Origin of the sequence: Actinomadura rubrisoli (assembly GCF_004349215.1) — a bacterium.
Classification (GTDB): domain Bacteria; phylum Actinomycetota; class Actinomycetes; order Streptosporangiales; family Streptosporangiaceae; genus Spirillospora; species Spirillospora rubrisoli.
This window is the reverse complement of the sequence record NZ_SMKU01000198.1, coordinates 1-17,105: the sequence shown is the minus strand read 5'-3', so window position 1 is coordinate 17,105 and position 17,105 is coordinate 1. Positions and strand designations below refer to the sequence as shown.

Below are 17,105 nucleotides of genomic sequence, written 5' to 3'. Positions count from 1 at the left end.
GTCCCCGCCCCGGCCGAGCCGGGCGGTCAGCAGCACCAGCGCGCCGCCGCCCCCTTCCCGCACCGGAACGATCAGAAGCTCGCGCATCGCCCTACCCCTTCCATGAAGCTCTCGGACGAACCTCAAGGTAGAGGCGCTATCGGGCGTCGACCGCCTCCTGTACGCGTCGCTTACGCCGGTGCGGGGTTCCTTCACACATCCCTGACGGGGGTGGCGAGGACGGTGTGATGCAAGAGATACCTGAGGACTGGAGCGGGCGACCCGCTGCCCGCCCACGAGGCGGGTCAGTGGCGGGCGTTCGGCCGCTTGCCCTTGTTGTGCTTTCCGCGTTTGCGGGCCCGGCGTTTGCGCGTCTTCTTCGACATGTCCCGATTGACCACCCGGAACGCGCTCCAGGCAAGGGAACGGCCGGACGGGGGGAGCAGAAAACCCGCCGGCCCGTACGTCCGAAAAGGCGTACGGGGCCGGCGGGCGGCGTCTCGCTCCGGGTCAGCGGACCTCGGTGATCTCGGGGCCGCGCTCGAAGGGGTCGAAGGTCTGCACGCCCCCCTCCTCGTCGCCCTCCCCGGCCTCGCTGAACTCCTGGGGGATCTGCAGCTCCAGCAGGTCGCGCGGGGGCATGGGGGCGTCGCCGCGGACGACGACCACGCCGCGCAGCACGTCCTCCAGCACCTGCCACTGCTCCTCGTCCTCGATCGCGGCGCCCTGCACCACGGCCTGGAGGAACCAGCGGGGGCCGTCCACGCCCAGGAAGCGGATGATCTGCGGCGCCCAGCCCTGCTCGACGAACTCGGCGGGGATCTGCTCGCGGACCTCCTGCGGCATCTCCGCGAGGACCTCCTCGGTCAGCGCGGCGGGGACCATGGCCAGCAGCTCGGGGCCGAACGGGCCCTCGCCCTCCTGGGTCTGGCCCTGCGCCTCCTCCTGGATGTCCTTGGCGGTCTCACGCCGGACGTCCTCCCAGATGCCGCTGCGCTTCGGCGCGGCGAACACCTGGAGCTGCATGGCGCTCTCCTCGTACTGCACCAGCACCGCCACGGGGCGCCCGTCGAGGGGGTTGCCCTCCTCGTCCACCTGGGTGGCCTCGAAGTTGACCTGGAATCCCAGGCCGGGCGCCACCGGCACCTGGAGGGACCCGAAATCGAGGCGCTGCAACTCGGGGAAGGAGTCCTCGGAGTCCCAGGGGCCGCCCTCGGCGGGCTCCGCCTGGCCGGTCGCCTCCTCGGCGTCCTCATCTTCGGCGGCCTCGTCGACGGTCTCCGCCGACTCCTCGGTCACCCCGGGGTCCTTCGCGGGCTCCTCGGCCTGCCGGCGACGTCCAAAAGCCACGACTCACACTCCTTCTCGACTGTGCTCATTATCCGCGAACCCGCCCGTGGAGCCGAATCCGCCGGTTCCGCGCGCCGATCCGGGAAGCCTGGCGACCTCGTGGAACACCGCACGCTCGACCCGCTGCACGACCATCTGCGCGATGCGATCGCCGCGCCGCAGCGTGACGGCGGCGCGGGGGTCGGTGTTCAGCAGGGTCACCTTGATCTCACCCCGATAGCCGGCATCGACCGTACCGGGTGCGTTGACGATGGTCACCCCCAACCTAGCGCCCAAACCAGAGCGCGGGTGAATGAAAGCGGCGTAGCCGTCGGGCAGCGCGACGGCCATGCCGGTCGGGACGACGGCGCGCTCGCCGGGCGGCAGCTCGACGTCGACGGCGGCGACCAGATCGGCGCCCGCGTCGCCCGCGTGCGCGTACCGCGGCAGGGGCAGCTCGGGATCGAGCCGCTGGATCAGCACATCGACCTTGCTCACGGGTCCACCTCATGCTCGCTGGTGCTCGGGGACGTCGCGCCGGCTCCGCGGCCGCGCCCGCCGAGAGGCCACACGACCCTACCGGGGAGCCGGTTCGCGTCCGCCGCTGAAACGCCGCCGCGCGCGCTGGTCCCGGCGGTGACCCTACCCGCTCCGGAGAGTGACCGCTTCCGGAAGGTTTGCCATCAAAGCGGGGGAAGACGCGTACCGTCGCGGCTGTCACATGAAGGATGTTCCGCGCGAAGGGCCACGGTATGAGCGGCCTCTCACCAGGTAAGATCACCCACCGGTCCCTCGACGGGGTCCGGGTCCGGATCGCCGGCCCCCACGATCTCGGGCGGCCGTGCACGTCGGTGGCGAGGATCGCCGAGGGCGGACGGCTCCACGAGATCTCCAGCGGCACCCGGGACGACGCGCTCGCCTGGGCCGAGCACATCGGGGTGGAGCGCTTCGACGAGGAGTTCCGGATCGACGGCGGGCGGCTGCGCGTCGGCCGGTCGGCGAGCCGCGACACCGAGACGGACGTGAGCGACCCCGTCCTCGCGGCGGTCTGGGAGGGCCGCCGCCACGCGGTGTTCACCCACCTCTACCACGGGCGCCCGGCGGACGCGGTCGCGTTCTTCGGCACGCTCCGGCTGACCGAGCACGAGGACGGGATCACCGCCGTCCCGCGCGGCCGGGCCCGCAGGCCCGAGCCCGCCGAGATGGTCAAGGAGGTCCCGGGCCTCGGGCTCCTGGAGATCACGGCGCTGACCGCGCAGACCCGCAAGCGGCTGCCGCCGTGGCGCGGGGCCCCAGTGGCGGGCGGCGAGCTGTTCCAGGACACCGTGGAGGGCCAAGGCCCCTACTTCCTGCTGGCGCTGAAGTCGCTGCTGGTGACCGTGCTCCCGGACGAGGACCGGGTGCGCGAGGTCCCCGCGCGGCTGGCGGGGCTGGCGGTCGAGGCGATCCGGTGACCGGGCTGCTGGCCGGGATCGCGGCGGTCGCGGTCCCGCTCGTCCTGCTGGTGTCGCTGTACGGGCAACTCCGGCGGCCCGGCGCGCTCGCGGCGGCGCTGCGGGCGCACCGCACGCTCCCCCGGTCCTTCGCCTGGCCGCTGGCGGCGGCCGTGATCGCGGCGGAGGCGGTGGCGGGCACCGGGTCCGCGGCCGGGCTCGTCCTGTGGCGGGACGGGCCGTTCCGCGCGGCGTCGGCCGCCGCGGCCGGGCTGCTCGCCTTGTACACCGCGTACGGCGCCTATGTGGCGCGGACGCGGCCGGGCGTCCCGTGCGGGTGCGCGGGGAACACCGGGACGCCCATGACCGGCTGGGTCGCGGGACGCGCGGGCGTCCTCGCGGCGCTGGCGCTCGCCGGGGCCCTGTGGGGGCTTCCCGGTGATCCGACCCGGTACGAGATGTCCACCATCGTCGCGGCGGGGCTGGGGTTCGCGGTGATCCTCTGGTCGCTGCCGCACGCCATGACCGAAGAGAGGAGCCCGGCCGGATGAGCTTCCAGAACAGTGCGCTGCTGTTGTCATGGGTCGCGATCCTGCTGCTCGCCCTGGTGGTCGCCGGCCTCGTCCGGCAGGTCCACGCGCTCGGGACCGGCGCGCCGGGACCGGCCGCGCTCGGGCCCGCGACCGGCACCCCCGCGCCCGCCTTCGACCGGCTCGGCCCGGGGCTGCTGCTCTTCCTGGACCGCGACTGCGGCGTCTGCGCCGACGTGCTCTCCGCCGCCGGCGACCTGGGGCGCCCGCTCCACGCGATCTTCTCCGGCCCGGCGCCCGACGCGGCGCCCGGCCCGGCGCCCGGCCCGGCGTCCGGCTCGGCGCCCGATGGGCCGACCGTGCTGGCGGGCGAGCGGGACGGCCTGTTCGCCGAGTACCGCGTCCCGGCCACCCCGTTCGCGGTGATCGTCGGAGCGGACGGGCGGGTCCGCGCGTCCGAGCCCGTCGGATCGGCCGAGGCGCTGCGCGAGCTGGCCCTGGAGGCGGCGCGATGATCGAGCTGGAGGACGTCCCGCCGCTGCGCGGCACCCGCCCGCCGGGTGCCCAGCGGGTCCGCCGCCGTCCCGTCTCCGGCGACGGGCCGGGGTTCAGGCCCGCGCGTCGCAGCCTGCTGGCGGGGCTCGCCGCCGCCGGGGCCGCGGCCGGGCTGAACGCGCTCGGCGTGTTCCCGCCCGCGCGCCAGGCCATCTCGTCCGGGTTCAGCCTGGCCGGCTACTACGACATCTATCCGCGCTGCCCCTCGTACGCGTCCAACCACAACTGCTCTCCGGGCTGCGGCCCGAGCTATGTGTGCAGCTGGTGCTGCCGGACGAGCGGGACGTACAAGGGCTTCCACAAGTCCGGGACGTCGCACCCGGGCTGGTACAAGCTGCGCCCCAACCAGTGCCACGGCAGCGGCTACGACGGCTGGAGCTGGGCGTACTCCAGGAAGTGCGGACGCTGCGGCAAGGGCGTCACCTGGCGCTGCCACGACGGCTGGAACAAGACCAAGAAGGGCAACTGGTACAAGACCATCTGCCGCAAGGCGACGGCGTGCAAGAACTGACCACCGTCCGGCGGGGCCTGACCGACCCGTTCCTTCCCGTCCCGGCCCTCGCGCTCCTGGCGGTGGCGGCGGGCGCGCTGGACGCCGCCGTCCTGTGCTGGGCCTCGGTGGGCGCGCTGGCCGGGTACGCGCTGTCGGGCAGCGTTTGAACGCGCAACAGCGAATCCGTGCTGTTCTCGCCAGGTTGGCGGGCCCCCGTACGGCAGGGCGAGGTCCTGGCCGTCTTCACCCTCGGGCTGCTGCTCGGGGGCACGCTGAGCGCAGCGGTGGTCTGGCTGCTGTCCGGCCTCGCGGCGCCGCTGCCCGGGCCCGTCCGGGCGTCCGGGATCCTGGCGGTCGCGGCGGTGGGCGCGGCGCGCGAGCTGGGGCTGGTCCGCGTGCCGCTGCCGCAGAACGCCCGGCAGATCCCGCAGGAGGTCCTCCAGGCCCGGCTGCGCGTGGGCTCGCTTCAGTTCGGCTTCGAGCTCGGCACCGGCGTCCGGACCTACGTGCCGGCGAGCAGCCCGTACGTCCTGGCCCTCGGCCTCCTCCTCAGCCACCAGGGCCCGGTGCCGACGCTCCTGGCCGGCGCGGCCTTCGGCCTGGGCAGAGCGCTGAGCGCCCTGCTCACCTACGTCTCCCGCGACGACCACCGCGACGCGTCCATCGCCGCCCGCATCCACAGCGTCACGTCCGTCGCCGCCCTGGCCTCCCTGACGGCCCTGGCCCTCCTGATGCTCCTCCCCCGCTCCGGCTGACGCGGTTCGGGAACCGGACGGGGGCGCCGGGCGTCGAGTAGTTCGGAACCTGGAGGACTCGTGCTGTGGTCGCTGGTGATCGCCGTGGTGCTGCGGACGTTCGCCGTGGCCGAATGGGCGGGGCCGTCGCCGGGGCAGCCCGCGCTGCTGGCGCTGGCGACCTTCACCGTGGCGGGGCTGCTGGTGGTGGCGGCCGTGCGCCTGGGCGCGGTGCACCGGGGACGGCGCGCGGCGCTCGCCCGGGTCCGGACGACCCTGCGCGAGCGGACGCTGCGCACCGCCTTCCTGCCCCAGCGCGACCCGGACGCGGCGGGACGGCCCCGTCCGAGAGCCCCCGGACCGGAGATCGCGGCCGCCTGAGCGCGGCCGGAACGCCGTCGATCTCCGCCTCCCTCCGGAAGGGCTCCGATGTTCCTGCTCGACACCCCCGTCTCGCTCGCCTACGACCTCGTCACCGGGCTGTCCGATCTCCTGCGCCCCGTCGCGGGCGGCCTGGCCACCGCCGCCGCGATCACCGTGTTCACGGCCGCGGTGCGGCTGCTCCTGGTCCCGCTCGCCGTCGCCGCCGCCCGGGGCGAGCGGGTCCGGTCCCGCCTCCTGCCCAAGATCCAGGCGCTCCAGAGCAAGCACGCCCGGAACCCGCAGCGCCTCCGGCGGGAGACCGCCGCCCTGTACGAGGCGGAGGGCGCGACGCCGCTCGCCGGGTGCCTGCCGATGTTCGCGCAGATGCCGATCTTCATGGTCATGTACCGGCTGTTCGTCTCGGCGTCGGTCGCCGGGCACCAGAACCTGCTGCTCGCGCACACGCTCCTCGGGGTGCCGCTGGGGCAGAACTGGGTCGGGCTCGTGGGCGGGGGCCTGTTCGCGCCGCCGTCCCTGGTCTTCCTCGGGCTGTTCGCGCTGCTCGCGGCGGTGGCCCTGTGGACGTCCCGGCGGGCGGCCAAGGCCGGCGCCGCAGCGGGCACGGGCACGGGCGCCGAAGCGGCCATGGGCGCCGTCGCCCGCATCATGCCCTTCGGTACCGTGGTGGTGGCGGCGTTCGTGCCGCTGGCCGCGGGGCTGTACCTGCTGACGTCCGGCCTCTGGACGGCCGTGGAGCGCGCCGTCCTTTACCGCCGGATCGTGGCGGCGGCGTGATTTCGGGCCGATCGGGTTGACGGCGTCCCGGGGCCTCGCTTCGATGGAAACCGAACGGCGTTCTGACGAGGCCCTGAGGACGGTGCGGCTTGACGGCGACAGCGCGGGACACGGCCGGGATCAACCTGTCGGACCTGGGATTCTGGTCCCTGCCTCCGGGCGAGCGGACGGCCGCGTTCGCCCGGCTGCGGGAGCGGGAGCGTCCCGCGTTCTTCCCCGAGCTGAAGCTGCCGTTCATCCGCAACGGGCCCGGCTACTACGCCCTGACCCGGCACGCCGACGTCGTGGAGGCCAGCAGGACGCCGGAGGTGTTCAGCAGCGAGCCGTGCTCCAACAGCATCGCCGACCTGCCCCGGTACATGGCCCGCTACTTCGGCTCGATGATCAACATGGACGACCCGCGGCACGCCAAGATCCGGCGGATCGTGTCGCGAGCGTTCACCCCGCGCATCCTCGCCAAGCTGGAGACCGACCTCCAGGCCACCGCGACGCGGATCGTGGACGACCTGCTCGCGCGGGGCCCGGCCGACTTCGTCACCGAGGTCGCGGCGCGGCTGCCCGTCCAGGTCATCTGCGACATGATGGGCATCCCGGAGCGGGCGCGCCCGATGGTGTACGAGCGGACGAACACCATCCTGGGCATCGGCGACCCCGAGTACACCGGCGGCAAGGACTTCAACCGCGACGGCATCACCCGCATCGGCGTCCTCTACGGCCTGCTCATGGCCATGACCGCCGGGTACGAGCTGAACCACCTGGCCATGAAGCTGGCCAGGCGGCGGCGCCGGGAGCCCGGGGACGACCTGGTCTCCGCGCTGGTGACGGCGAACGTGGACGGGGAGACGCTGACCGACCAGGAGATCGGCTCGTTCTTCATCCTGCTCGTCGTCGCCGGGAACGAGACGACGCGGAACGCCATGTCGCACGGCCTCAAGCTGTTCACCGACAACCCCGGGCAGCGGGCCCTGCTGATGGAGGACTTCGACGGGCGGGCCCCGGGGGCCGTCGAGGAGATCGTCCGGCTGGCCACGCCGGTGATCCAGTTCCGCCGGACGGTGACCCGCGAGCACGTGATGAACGGCCAGCGGTACAAGCCGGGCGACAAGGTCCTGCTGTTCTACAACTCGGCCAACCGGGACGGCGCGGTGTTCGAGGACCCCGACGCGTTCGACATCACCCGCTCGCCGAACCCGCACGTGGCGTTCGGAGGCCCGGGCCCGCACTTCTGCCTCGGCGCCAACCTCGCCCGGCGGGAGATCACGGTGATGTTCCGCGAGCTGTTCACGCGGGTCCCGGGCATCCGCGCGTCCGGGGAGCCGGACCTGCTCTACTCCAACTTCATCAACGGCATCAAGCACCTGCCCTGCACGTTCTGACACGCGCGGGCCCCCGCCTCGGCTCGGTTCAATAACGCGGGGGCCGAGCCGGTGGTCCCGGAGTGCCCGGCGTCAGGGGGCGGCCGGGGCCAGTGTGACGTCGACGGTCAGCTCGGCGGGCGCGTCCTCCAGCGTCAGCTCGGCGATCCGCCCGGCGGCGGCCAGGTCAGGCCGCGCGATGCGGGTCACCTCGGCGCCGCGGACGACGGCGCGCGAGACGTCGGCGCGCATCGACGCCTTCGCCGCCGACTTGGCCTTGCGGACCTGCCGGAGCGCCTCGCCCGTCGCGGCCAGCACGGCCGGGTCGCCGCCGGGCGGCAGCTCCGCCGGGACGGGCCAGGACGCGGCGTGCACCGAGCCCTCCCGCCACCACGACCAGACCTCCTCGGTCACGAACGGCAGGACGGGCGCGAACAGGCGCAGCAGCACCGACAGGGCGGTGCGCAGGGCCGCGCGCGCCGACTCCGCCGCCGCGCCCTCCCCGTAGGCGCGGGCCTTGACCAGCTCCAGATAGTCGTCGCAGAACTCCCAGAAGAATCGCTCTGTGCGCTCCAGGGCCCGCGTGTAGTCGTAGCCCTCGAACGCCTCTGTCGCGTCCTGGACGACACCGGACAGCGCGGCCAGCATCGCCTTGTCGAGCGGCTCGGTGACCGCCGCGTCCGTGCCCACGCCGCCGCTGACCTCGCCGAGCCCGAGCACGAACTTGGACGCGTTGAGGATCTTGATGGCGAGCCGCCGCCCGACCTTGATCTGGCCCGTGTCGAACGCGGTGTCGGTGCCGGGCCGCCCGCTGGCCGACCAGTAGCGGACGGCGTCGGAGCCGTACTCGCGCAGCAGGTCGATCGGCGTGACCACGTTGCCCTTGGACTTGGACATCTTCTTGCGGTCGGGGTCGAGGATCCACCCGGACAGCGCGGTGTCGGTCCACGGCAGGGAGCCGTGCTCCAGGTGCGAGCGGACGACCGTCGAGAACAGCCAGGTGCGGATGATGTCGTGCCCCTGGGGCCGCAGGCTGTAGGGGAAGACGCGCCCGAACAGGTCGGCGTCGCGCTCCCAGCCGCCCGCGATCTGCGGGGTCAGCGACGAGGTGGCCCAGGTGTCCATGACGTCGGGGTCGCCGGCGAACCCGTTCGGCTTGCCGCGCCGGTCCTCGGTGAACCCGGGCGGGACGTCGGACGACGGGTCGACCGGCAGGGCGTCCTCGGACGGGGTGATCGGGTCGTCGTAGAGCGGCTCGCCCGCGTCGTCCAGCCGGTACCAGACCGGGATCGGCACGCCGAAGAACCGCTGCCGTGAGATCAGCCAGTCGCCGTTGAGGCCCTCGACCCAGTTCTCGTAGCGGGCCCGCATGTAGCCGGGGTGCCAGCGCAGCTCCCGGCCGCGGGCGAGCAGCTCGGCGCGGGTCCCGGCGTCGCGGCCGCCGTTGCGGATGTACCACTGGCGGGTCGTGACGATCTCCAGGGGCTTGCTGCCCTTCTCGTAGAACTTCACCGGGCGGCTGATCTCGCGGGGCTCGCCGTCCAGGTCGCCGGACTTGCGCAGCAGCTCGGCGACGCGCGCCTTGGCGGAGAACACCGTCTTGCCCGCCAGCTCGCCGTAGGGGTGCGCCGGGACGCCCTCCGGCGGCTCGGCCGCCAGCCGCCCGTCCCAGTCGATGACCGCGCGGGTCGGCAGGTTCAGCTCGCGCCACCAGACGACGTCGGTGACGTCGCCGAAGGTGCAGACCATCGCGATGCCCGAGCCCTTGTCGGGCTCGGCCAGCCGGTGCGCGAGGACGGGGACTCGGGCGCCGAACAGCGGCGTGCGGACGGTCGTCCCGAACAGCTCCCGGTAGCGCTCGTCGTCGGGGTGCGCGACCAGCGCGACGCAGGCGGGCAGCAGTTCGGGACGCGTCGTCTCGATGTAGACGGGACGGTCGTCGCCGTGGAAGCGGATCCGGTAGAACGCGCCGGGCTGCTCGCGGTCCTCCAGTTCGGCCTGCGCGACGGCGGTGCGGAACGTCACGTCCCACAGCGTCGGCGCCTCGGAGACGTACGCCTCGCCGCGCGCCAGGTTCCGCAGGAACGCCCGCTGCGACGCCGTCCGGGAGGCGTCGCCGATCGTGGTGTACAGGTGGCTCCAGTCGACCGACAGTCCGACGCGGCGCCACATCTCCTCGAACGCCTTCTCGTCGACCGCGGTGAGCCGCTCGCACAGCTCGATGAAGTTGCGGCGCGACACCGGGAGCTGGCGCTTGGGGTCGGGCTTGTCCGGCGGCGTGAAGCCGGGCACGTACGGGAGCGAGGGATCGCAGCGGACGCCGAAGTGGTTCTGGACGCGCCGCTCGGTGGGCAGGCCGTTATCGTCCCAGCCCATGGGGTAGAAGACCGCCCGACCGCGCATGCGGTGGTACCGGGCGACGGCGTCGGTGTGGGTGTAGGAGAAGACGTGGCCGACATGGAGGGAGCCGCTCACCGTGGGCGGCGGGGTGTCGATGGAGTAGACCTCGCCGCGCGGCCTGGTGCGGTCGAAGCGGTAGACGCCGCCGTCCTCCCAGGCCGGTACCCACTTGTCCTCCAGGCCGTCCAGGGAGGGCTTGGAAGGGACGCTCGGAGTACGCGGCAGCTCTGTCATGGGCCAATGGTATTGACATCGGGCCCGGCCGCATCCCAATTGAGCCGCGCCGACGCGGCGACCGCATCGCCGCCGGGAGCGGGCGGTTCCGGTAGCGTCGGAGCGGACAGGACGACTGGAGGACGATCATGGCGGACAAGGGCGACATCGGCTATCGGGCGATGGCCGGCGCCGCGGCCTTCGCGGGCGGCTTCGTCGCGAAGAAGGTGATCACGCTGGCGTGGAAGAAGGCCACCGGGAAGGAGCCGCCGACCAATCCCGAGTCCCCCGACGTGGCGCTGACCGAGGCGATCGGGTGGGCCGTGGTCATGGGCGTCGGCATGGAGCTGGCGCGCCTGCTGGCCACCCGGGCCGCCGCCCGGCAGTGGGCCAAGGACACGGGCGAGCTGCCTTCCCACCTGAAGGTGGACGCCTGACGGCCTCCCGATAGAGGGCGGCCGCCGCCGGGCGCACGCGTCGTCGTGGCCGGTCCCGTCGTTACGGCGGGGCCGGCCACGACGCGTTTCACGTGCGAGCGGGTGCCGTTCTCGTCCGGGTACCCGTCCGCCTGGTGCCCGTAGGGGGGCCGGGCAGGGCGGAGGGCGCCGGACGCGAGGCGGCGGGACGGGTCAGTCTCCGCCCTTGAGGTAGCGGTGGTCGCCGGGAAGCGGGGGCGGCGACCCGGTGTTGCTCCGCAGGTCGTTGCGGATCCGCGTGGCCAGGCTCTTGGTCGCCGCGCGGTTGAGGGCGGCGCCCGCGGCGGCGCCGGTCAGGAACGGGCCCATCGTGCTCAGGCTGCGCCCGAACGTGCGGAGCATCCGCTTGCGCAGCGCCGCCTTGGCGGCCGAGCCCAGCGCGTTGGTGAGGGACTCGTTCTTCAGGGGGTTGATGCCGCGCTGCCGGGCCCAGGACGTGACGAACGCGCCGCCGCGCGCGGTGCCCGTGCCCTCGACGCGGACGCCGTACACCTCGTGCAGCTCGGCGATCATCTTCACCTCGATCGCCGCGACCGCGAGGGTCTCGGCGGCGAGCTGGGCGGGCGCCGTCAGCAGCAGCGGCGGCGCGGCGAACTCCACCGCGGCGAGGGCCCCGCCGGCCGCGCCGACCGCGGTGGTGGCGTTGCCGGCCACCCGGACGACGCTGTCGGCGAGCGCCTCGCCCGTCAGGTCGTGGTGGTGGCGCCGCAGCGTCTCCAGATCGCGGATGGGGATGTGCGGGGCGGCCTCCAGGAGCAGGTCGCCCAGCCAGCGGCCCCGCGCGATGCCCGCGGCGCCCACCTTGCGGGCGCTCTGGCCGAGCAGCCTGGCCAGTCGCCCGAGGAGGCGGCCGCGGGTCTCGCGGTCGAGGTCGTCGTCACCGGCGAGCCGGCCGATCAGCTCGCCGATCTCGGTGGAGCCGTCGCCGGGCGCCGGCTCCACATCGTCGTGGCGCTTCTCCAGATCTCCCGTCACCCGGCCACTCCCGGTCAGGCGGCGCACTCGCGGCAGATCGGCTGGCCGTTCTTCTCGGTGGCCAGCTGGCTGCGGTGGTGCACCAGGAAGCAGCGGGTGCAGGTGAACTCGTCGGCCTGCCGCGGAACCACCCGGAAGGTGAGCTCCTCGTTCGACAGGTCGGCGCCGGGCAGCTCGGCGACCTCACCGGCGTCCAGGTCCTCGTCGATGATGCTCGCGGCCTTGTCGGCGCGCCGCGCCTGCAGCTCCTGGAGGCTGTCCTCGTTGAGGTCGTCGTCTGTCTTGCGTGGGCTGTCGTAGTCGGTCGCCATCTTCTATCTCCATCCCCCTCAGTGCTTTATGCGCCCCGTCGCGCGGATCTAACGCTCGGGGGGCCGTTCTTGTGCCCGATCCGGGCGGGAAATTCTGTCACGGTTGGTGACCTGCGACACACGAGGCGCGACCGTTCCCACGAGTGACACCGATCACCCGAATCCATTCCTCGTCCTGTGTCTTCCATCACATACCCGGCCGGTGCCACGGTGTGGATCATCTGAACCGGGACGCCCGCCGGGGATCCCGCGGCGGCGGGGATCATATCGGTCCCGGCGGCGTTGTGCGCGCCGACCGGCCCTCCGATGTCGCGCGGGCCGAAACGGCTGGTCGGCCGCTGAACCAGACGCATCGGTGAAACGTCTGAAGTAACGCGATATCGTGCCCGCCTGATGGTTGGGGGGCGGGCCCCGCGGGGGACGGTCCGGCATGCGCCGGATGTGGCCTCTCCGCAGGACTCGGCGCACAATATCGCGGTACATCACCGCGGGTCACTGGAGGGTCAGATGCCGGATGCCGCTCCGCTGGAGCCAGGCGATCCTAGTGCACTGGGACAGTACGAGGTCGTCGGACGGCTCGGCGCAGGGGGGCAGGGCGCCGTCTTCCTGGGGAAGGCGCCCGGGGGCGCCTACGTCGCCGTCAAGCTGCTGCACGCGCAGATGGCGAACGATCCGGCGGCCCGTGCGCGGTTCACCCGCGAGGTGAGCGCGGCGCAGAAGGTCGAGGCCTTCTGCACGGCCCGGGTGATCGAGGCCGACGTCCACGGCGACCAGCCGTACGTCGTCAGCGAGTTCATCGACGGCCCGTCGCTGCACGACGTGGTCGCGCACAACGGCCCGCGCGGGGCCGCCGAGCTGGAGCGGCTGGCGATCGGCACGGCGACGGCCCTGGCGGCCATCCACGAGGCCGGCATCGTGCACCGCGACTTCAAGCCCAACAACGTCATGCTGGCCTCCGACGGCCCGCGCGTCGTCGACTTCGGCATCGCCCGGACGGTCAACTCGCAGGAGAGCGCGGTCACCGCGACCGGCATGGTCGTGGGCACCCCCGGCTACCTGGCGCCCGAGCAGCTCACGGGCGCGCCCCTGACGCCCGCGGTGGACATCTTCGCCTGGGGCGCGACCATGGTGTTCGCCGCGACCGGCCAGTCCCCGTTCGAGGCCGACACCCTGCCGGTGATCATCAACCGGATCCTCAACGAGGAGCCGGACCTGTCGGCGCTGCCGCCCGGCCCGGTGCGCGACCTGGTGGGCCGCTGCCTGTCCAAGGACGCGGGGCTGCGCCCGCCGGCCGCCCAGCTGCTGCTGAACCTGCTGGGCCATGTCGGCGCCGCCCCGGCGGGCCCGGGCGGCCAGGAGGACCTGCTCAACCAGGGCACCCGCATCGCCGCGCAGCTCCCGGCTCCGCCGCCGGTCCCGCAGGCGCGGCACACGCCGCCGCCGCAGCCGATCACCCCGCCCCCCATGCCGATGAACCAGGGGCCGATGCACCAGGGGGCGATGCACCAGGGCGGGATGCCGGGCCCGAACACGCCCCCGCCGCAGCCGATCACCCCGCCGCCGATGCCGATGTACCAGGGCGCGGGGGTGCCGAACGCGTCGTCGGCGCCGCCCTCCTTCCAGCCGCCGATGCAGCACGGCGGGCCCGTCCCGCCGGGCCCGCCGTCCTACGGGCCGCCGCGGCCGGCGCGGCAGGGCACCTCGCCCGGGCCGATCATCGCGATCGGCTGCGGCGTGCTGGCGCTGCTGTTCATCATCGTGATCGTCGTGGTGATCGTCGTGAACGCCGACGGCGACGACGACCCGATCTCGACGCCGGCCAGCCGCTACACCTACACGCCGAGCACTCCGAGCCCGTCGACGACCGGCGGTGTCATCGGAACGTTCTCGGGCACGGGGCTCCAGCCGGGGGCCCCCACCGGCCGGTCGAGCTTCCAGGTGCGGTTCGCGCTGATCAACACGTTCGGCACGGCCCGCTACACCTACACCAGCTCGCCCACCTGCTTCACCAGGCTCTCGCTGCTGTCCAACGACCAGAGCACCGGCAAGCTGCTGTTCAGCGAGACGCCGATGGCCGGGATGTCGTCGACGCAGTGCGCGGCGGGCTACATCACGTTCACCCCCTCGTCCACGGGCACGACCATGCGGTGGGAGTGGCGGCAGAGGCAGTCCGACGTCACCGCGGGCGCGTACGGGTACGTGAGCAAGCAGTAGACGAGCGACACCGCACCGCCCCCCTCCCCCGGAAGGACGCAGATGGCAGAGATCGCCCCTCTACGCGCGGGCGATCCTGCCCAACTCGGGCCCTACCGGCTGACCGGCCTGCTCGGCGAGGGCGGGCAGGGGGCGGTGTTCCTCGCCGAGGACGAACCGGGCCACCAGGTCGCGGTGAAGCTGCTGCACGCGCGGTTCAGCGGCGACCCGAAGGCCAGGTCCCGGTTCGCGGCCGAGGTGGCGGTGGCCAAGCGGGTCTCGCCGTTCTGCACGGCCCGCGTCCTGGACTCCGACGTCGAGGGCGACCGGCCCTACATCGTCAGCGAGTACATCGACGGGCCGTCGCTGTCGGCGGTGCTGTCCGCGGAGGGCGCGCGCGGCGGCGCCGACCTCGACCGCGTCGCGATCGGCACGATGACGGCGCTCACGGCCATCCACCAGGCCGGGGTCGTGCACCGCGACTTCAAGCCCGCCAACGTCCTGCTCGCGCCGGACGGCCCGCGCGTCATCGACTTCGGGATCGCCCGCGCCCTGGACGCGACGGGCACGATGTCCAGCACGGCCATCGGCACCCCCGCCTACATGGCGCCGGAGCAGATCTCCGGGGCGCCGGTCGGCCCTGCGGCGGACGTGTGGGCGTGGGGCGCCACGATGGTGTACGCCGCGACGGTCCGTCCCGCGTTCGGGCAGGACTCCATCCCGGCGGTCATGCACCGTATCCTCAACCTGGCCCCGGACCTCGGCGCGCTGCCCGACCCGCTGCGCGGCCTGGTCGCCGGCTGCCTCAGCAAGGACCCCTCGTTGCGTCCCGCCTCCCAGCAGGTCCTCGCGCACCTGCTGAGCCTCGCCGGGAGCCTGCCCAGGCCCGGTGCCGGACGGGACGCCGCGGGGTCCGAGGACGCCACGATGCTCAACCAGGGCGCCGCGGCGGCCGCCGAGTCCGCGCGGCTGCTCTCCTCGCCGCCGCCTCCGCTCCCGCCGTTCTCCCCGTCCCGGAACGCACCGCCGGACCCCTCGCACGCGCAGGGCTCGTCCCAGCCGCACGGCCTGTCGCAGCCCCAGGGATCGTCGCAGCCCCAGGGATCGTCGCAGCCGTCGGGGCTGCCGGTGCCCGGCCCGCCGCCGCCCGGGATGCCCGGCGGCGCGCAGCCGCCGGGGCACGGCGCGCAGCCGCCCGGCGGCCCGTGGGGCACGGCGCCCGGTGGGCCCGGGTGGCCGCCGAACGGGGCGACGTCCCCGATCGGCGACCTCACCAGGCCGCCCGCGCGGGGCAGGCGGCGCGGCATCGGCGTGCTGGCGGGCGCGGGAGGCGCCGCCGCGGTCGCGCTCGTGGTCGCCGGAACCGTGATCGCCTTCCAGCTCGGGGACGAGGCGAAGCCGAAGCCGCCGCCCGTCCCCGTCGGCCGGACCGGCGGCACGCTGCGGATCTCGGCGACGACGACCACCAACACCGGCGGCGAGATCGACCCGTCGCACTCGTTCACCGGCACCGACCGGTTCCTGCCCAAGCAGCTGTTCACCGGCCTGGTCGACCAGGCGCCGGACGGCACGTTCCGCCACCGCCTTGCCACCGTGATCAAGCCGGACGCGACCTGCGAGAACTGGTCGATCACCATCCGGACCGGCACGACGTTCAGCACCGGCGAGGCGGTCGACCCGCAGGCGTTCGCCCGCGGCTGGGCCCGCAGCGCGGGGACGGCCCTGGGCGCGGGCCCGGTGCTGATGGCCGACATCAAGGGCTTCACCGAGGTCTCGCAGGGCAGGGCCACCGAGCTGTCGGGGGTGCGGGCCACCGCGTCCGGCCTCGAAGTCGCGCTCACGTCCCCCAACTGCGACTTCCCCGCGCGCCTGGCCGACCCCGTCTTCGCGCCCGTCCCGAGGGACGCCGGGAAGCCCGACAACGGCGCCTACAACCAGAAGCCCATCGGCAACGGCCCGTTCAAGCTCGGGGAGTACATCAGGAACAGGAGCGTCACGCTCGTCCGCAACGACGCCTGGGCCCTCGGTAAGACCAGGCTGGACCAGGTCACCGTCCAGCTCAACTCCGACACGGCGGCCGCCCGGGCGGGTCTCGCCGCGGGCCAGTACGGGTGGGTCCAGCTCACCAGCGACGACGCCCTCGCCGTCCGGGGCCAGAGCGGCCTGACCACGCGGCCCATGCCGTTCACGCGGATGCTCGTCCCGCTCACCGCGCGGGGGCCGATGGCCGACCGGAACGCCCGGCTCGCGGTGTCCTACGCCCTCGACCGCGCCAAGATCAGCGAGGTCTTCGGCGGCGTCTACCGGCCGGCCCACGGACTCGTGCCGACCGCCGTGCCCGGGTTCGGCACGACGCGCCCCTGCCCGTCGTGCGACGCGCCGGATCCGGCCAAGGCGAGGTCGCTCGCCGGCCAGGCCGGGCTGAAGCCCGGCGCGACCGTGCGGCTCTACGTGCAGGAGTCGCCCATCTACCAGAAGATGGCCGCGGTGGTGAAGAACCAGCTTGAGTCGACGCTCGGCTGGAGGATCGAGATGAAGTCGACGCCGATCACCAAGTACGCCGACTACCGCAAGGCCCTGGTCGCCAAGGACGCCTCCGGTCTGGCGTTCTACGCGTGGGGCCCGGACTACCCCGGCCCGTACACGATGCTGTGGTCGCTGCTGGGCAGCACCATCGTTGCGTCCGAGAAGAACCAGTACAGCAACCTCGCGGGCTACAGGAACACGCGTTTCGACCAGCTCATCTCCAGCGCGCTGAGGAACGGTTCCGCCGAGGCCCGTACCGGCCTCTACCGGCAGGCCGAGAAGACGGCGCTGGACGACATGGCCCTGATCCCGCTCCTGTACGACGGGCGCGGCGCGCTGCGGAGCGGCAAGTACGTCGGCCTGGATCTGGACTACGACGGCGATCCGACGCTGTCCACCGCCGCCCTCAAGTAACCCGCCGGGCGCCCTCCGCCCGCCCTGGCAC

At 73.5% G+C, this 17,105-nt stretch carries 17 protein-coding genes; 12 read left to right on the top strand and 5 right to left on the bottom strand.

What is annotated here, in order from left to right:
• Window positions 1-489: 489 nt before the first annotated feature.
• Together E1298_RS29665 and dut are read right to left on the bottom strand one after the other, a co-directional pair.
• Window positions 490-1,329 carry a DUF3710 domain-containing protein gene (locus E1298_RS29665; RefSeq protein WP_131899043.1) on the bottom strand — a complete coding sequence of 280 codons (840 nt, stop codon included), beginning with the start codon at window positions 1,327-1,329 and terminating at the stop codon, window positions 490-492.
• Between the two features lie 3 nt (window positions 1,330-1,332).
• The gene (dut, locus tag E1298_RS29660; RefSeq protein WP_131899041.1) at window positions 1,333-1,806 is read right to left on the bottom strand and encodes a dUTP diphosphatase; all 474 of its coding nucleotides are present in this window, start codon (window positions 1,804-1,806) and stop codon (window positions 1,333-1,335) included.
• 254 nt (window positions 1,807-2,060) lie between these two features.
• Between dut and E1298_RS48480 the strand changes: the two genes are divergently transcribed.
• The 9 genes from E1298_RS48480 to E1298_RS29625 all read left to right on the top strand — a co-directional run bounded on the left by E1298_RS48480 (window position 2,061) and on the right by E1298_RS29625 (window position 7,587).
• Entirely contained in the window at window positions 2,061-2,762 is a 702-nt protein-coding gene (locus E1298_RS48480) for a hypothetical protein (RefSeq protein WP_165975730.1), read from the top strand.
• A complete protein-coding gene (locus E1298_RS48475) occupies window positions 2,759-3,292 on the top strand; it encodes a MauE/DoxX family redox-associated membrane protein (RefSeq protein ID WP_165975729.1) in 534 nt (177 codons plus the stop codon). Before E1298_RS48480 ends, E1298_RS48475 begins: the two co-directional genes overlap by 4 nt.
• The gene (locus E1298_RS29650; protein WP_131899039.1) at window positions 3,289-3,786 is read left to right on the top strand and encodes a hypothetical protein; all 498 of its coding nucleotides are present in this window, start codon (window positions 3,289-3,291) and stop codon (window positions 3,784-3,786) included. The genes E1298_RS48475 and E1298_RS29650 overlap by 4 nt, the downstream gene beginning before the upstream one ends.
• Window positions 3,783-4,337: a hypothetical protein gene (locus tag E1298_RS29645; protein ID WP_131899037.1), complete on the top strand. Its 555-nt coding sequence runs from the start codon at window positions 3,783-3,785 to the stop codon at window positions 4,335-4,337. Before E1298_RS29650 ends, E1298_RS29645 begins: the two co-directional genes overlap by 4 nt.
• Window positions 4,325-4,486: a hypothetical protein gene (locus E1298_RS48470; protein ID WP_165975728.1), complete on the top strand. Its 162-nt coding sequence runs from the start codon at window positions 4,325-4,327 to the stop codon at window positions 4,484-4,486. Before E1298_RS29645 ends, E1298_RS48470 begins: the two co-directional genes overlap by 13 nt.
• Before the next feature lie 18 nt (window positions 4,487-4,504).
• Window positions 4,505-5,074, top strand: a complete 570-nt coding sequence (locus E1298_RS29640) for a hypothetical protein (protein WP_131899035.1) — start codon at window positions 4,505-4,507, stop codon at window positions 5,072-5,074.
• Window positions 5,075-5,134: 60 nt separating this feature from the next.
• Window positions 5,135-5,434, top strand: a complete 300-nt coding sequence (locus tag E1298_RS29635) for a DUF6412 domain-containing protein (RefSeq protein WP_131899033.1) — start codon at window positions 5,135-5,137, stop codon at window positions 5,432-5,434.
• A gap of 48 nt (window positions 5,435-5,482) precedes the next feature.
• Window positions 5,483-6,211, top strand: a complete 729-nt coding sequence (locus tag E1298_RS29630; RefSeq protein ID WP_131899031.1) for a YidC/Oxa1 family membrane protein insertase — start codon at window positions 5,483-5,485, stop codon at window positions 6,209-6,211.
• An 89-nt stretch (window positions 6,212-6,300) separates the two neighbouring features.
• On the top strand, window positions 6,301-7,587 hold the full coding sequence (locus tag E1298_RS29625) for a cytochrome P450 (protein WP_131899029.1): 1,287 nt from the start codon (window positions 6,301-6,303) through the stop codon (window positions 7,585-7,587).
• A 72-nt stretch (window positions 7,588-7,659) separates the two neighbouring features.
• On the opposite strand, the gene valS is transcribed toward E1298_RS29625, so the two are convergent.
• Window positions 7,660-10,200: a valine--tRNA ligase gene (valS, locus tag E1298_RS29620; protein ID WP_131899027.1), complete on the bottom strand. Its 2,541-nt coding sequence runs from the start codon at window positions 10,198-10,200 to the stop codon at window positions 7,660-7,662.
• A 128-nt stretch (window positions 10,201-10,328) separates the two neighbouring features.
• On the opposite strand from valS, the gene E1298_RS29615 reads away from it, so the two are divergent.
• Window positions 10,329-10,616: a DUF4235 domain-containing protein gene (locus E1298_RS29615; protein WP_131899025.1), complete on the top strand. Its 288-nt coding sequence runs from the start codon at window positions 10,329-10,331 to the stop codon at window positions 10,614-10,616.
• Window positions 10,617-10,808: 192 nt separating this feature from the next.
• Here E1298_RS29615 and E1298_RS29610 read toward each other — a convergent pair whose 3' ends face one another.
• On the bottom strand, window positions 10,809-11,630 hold the full coding sequence (locus tag E1298_RS29610) for a hypothetical protein (RefSeq protein WP_243725889.1): 822 nt from the start codon (window positions 11,628-11,630) through the stop codon (window positions 10,809-10,811).
• 14 nt (window positions 11,631-11,644) lie between these two features.
• Complete coding sequence (locus tag E1298_RS29605) at window positions 11,645-11,941, bottom strand: DUF4193 domain-containing protein (RefSeq protein WP_131740700.1); 297 nt, start codon at window positions 11,939-11,941, stop codon at window positions 11,645-11,647.
• 507 nt (window positions 11,942-12,448) lie between these two features.
• Here E1298_RS29605 and E1298_RS29600 point away from each other — a divergent pair.
• A complete protein-coding gene (locus E1298_RS29600; RefSeq protein ID WP_131899023.1) occupies window positions 12,449-14,155 on the top strand; it encodes a serine/threonine-protein kinase in 1,707 nt (568 codons plus the stop codon).
• Window positions 14,156-14,197: 42 nt separating this feature from the next.
• On the top strand, window positions 14,198-17,074 hold the full coding sequence (locus E1298_RS51305) for an ABC transporter substrate-binding protein (protein ID WP_131899021.1): 2,877 nt from the start codon (window positions 14,198-14,200) through the stop codon (window positions 17,072-17,074).
• The last annotated feature ends 31 nt before the right edge of the window (window positions 17,075-17,105 follow it).

Bases quoted from the DNA above. Each gene is read 5' to 3' on its own strand.
- E1298_RS48480 (WP_165975730.1), top strand. From the start codon at position 2,061: ATGAGCGGCCTCTCACCAGGTAAGATCACCCACCGGTCCCTCGACGGG.
- E1298_RS29650 (WP_131899039.1), top strand. From the start codon at position 3,289: ATGAGCTTCCAGAACAGTGCGCTGCTGTTGTCATGGGTCGCGATCCTG.
- E1298_RS29645 (WP_131899037.1), top strand. From the start codon at position 3,783: ATGATCGAGCTGGAGGACGTCCCGCCGCTGCGCGGCACCCGCCCGCCG.
- E1298_RS29630 (WP_131899031.1), top strand. From the start codon at position 5,483: ATGTTCCTGCTCGACACCCCCGTCTCGCTCGCCTACGACCTCGTCACC.
- valS (WP_131899027.1), bottom strand. From the start codon at position 10,200: ATGACAGAGCTGCCGCGTACTCCGAGCGTCCCTTCCAAGCCCTCCCTG.
- E1298_RS29615 (WP_131899025.1), top strand. From the start codon at position 10,329: ATGGCGGACAAGGGCGACATCGGCTATCGGGCGATGGCCGGCGCCGCG.
- E1298_RS29605 (WP_131740700.1), bottom strand. From the start codon at position 11,941: ATGGCGACCGACTACGACAGCCCACGCAAGACAGACGACGACCTCAAC.
- E1298_RS29600 (WP_131899023.1), top strand. From the start codon at position 12,449: ATGCCGGATGCCGCTCCGCTGGAGCCAGGCGATCCTAGTGCACTGGGA.
- E1298_RS51305 (WP_131899021.1), top strand. From the start codon at position 14,198: ATGGCAGAGATCGCCCCTCTACGCGCGGGCGATCCTGCCCAACTCGGG.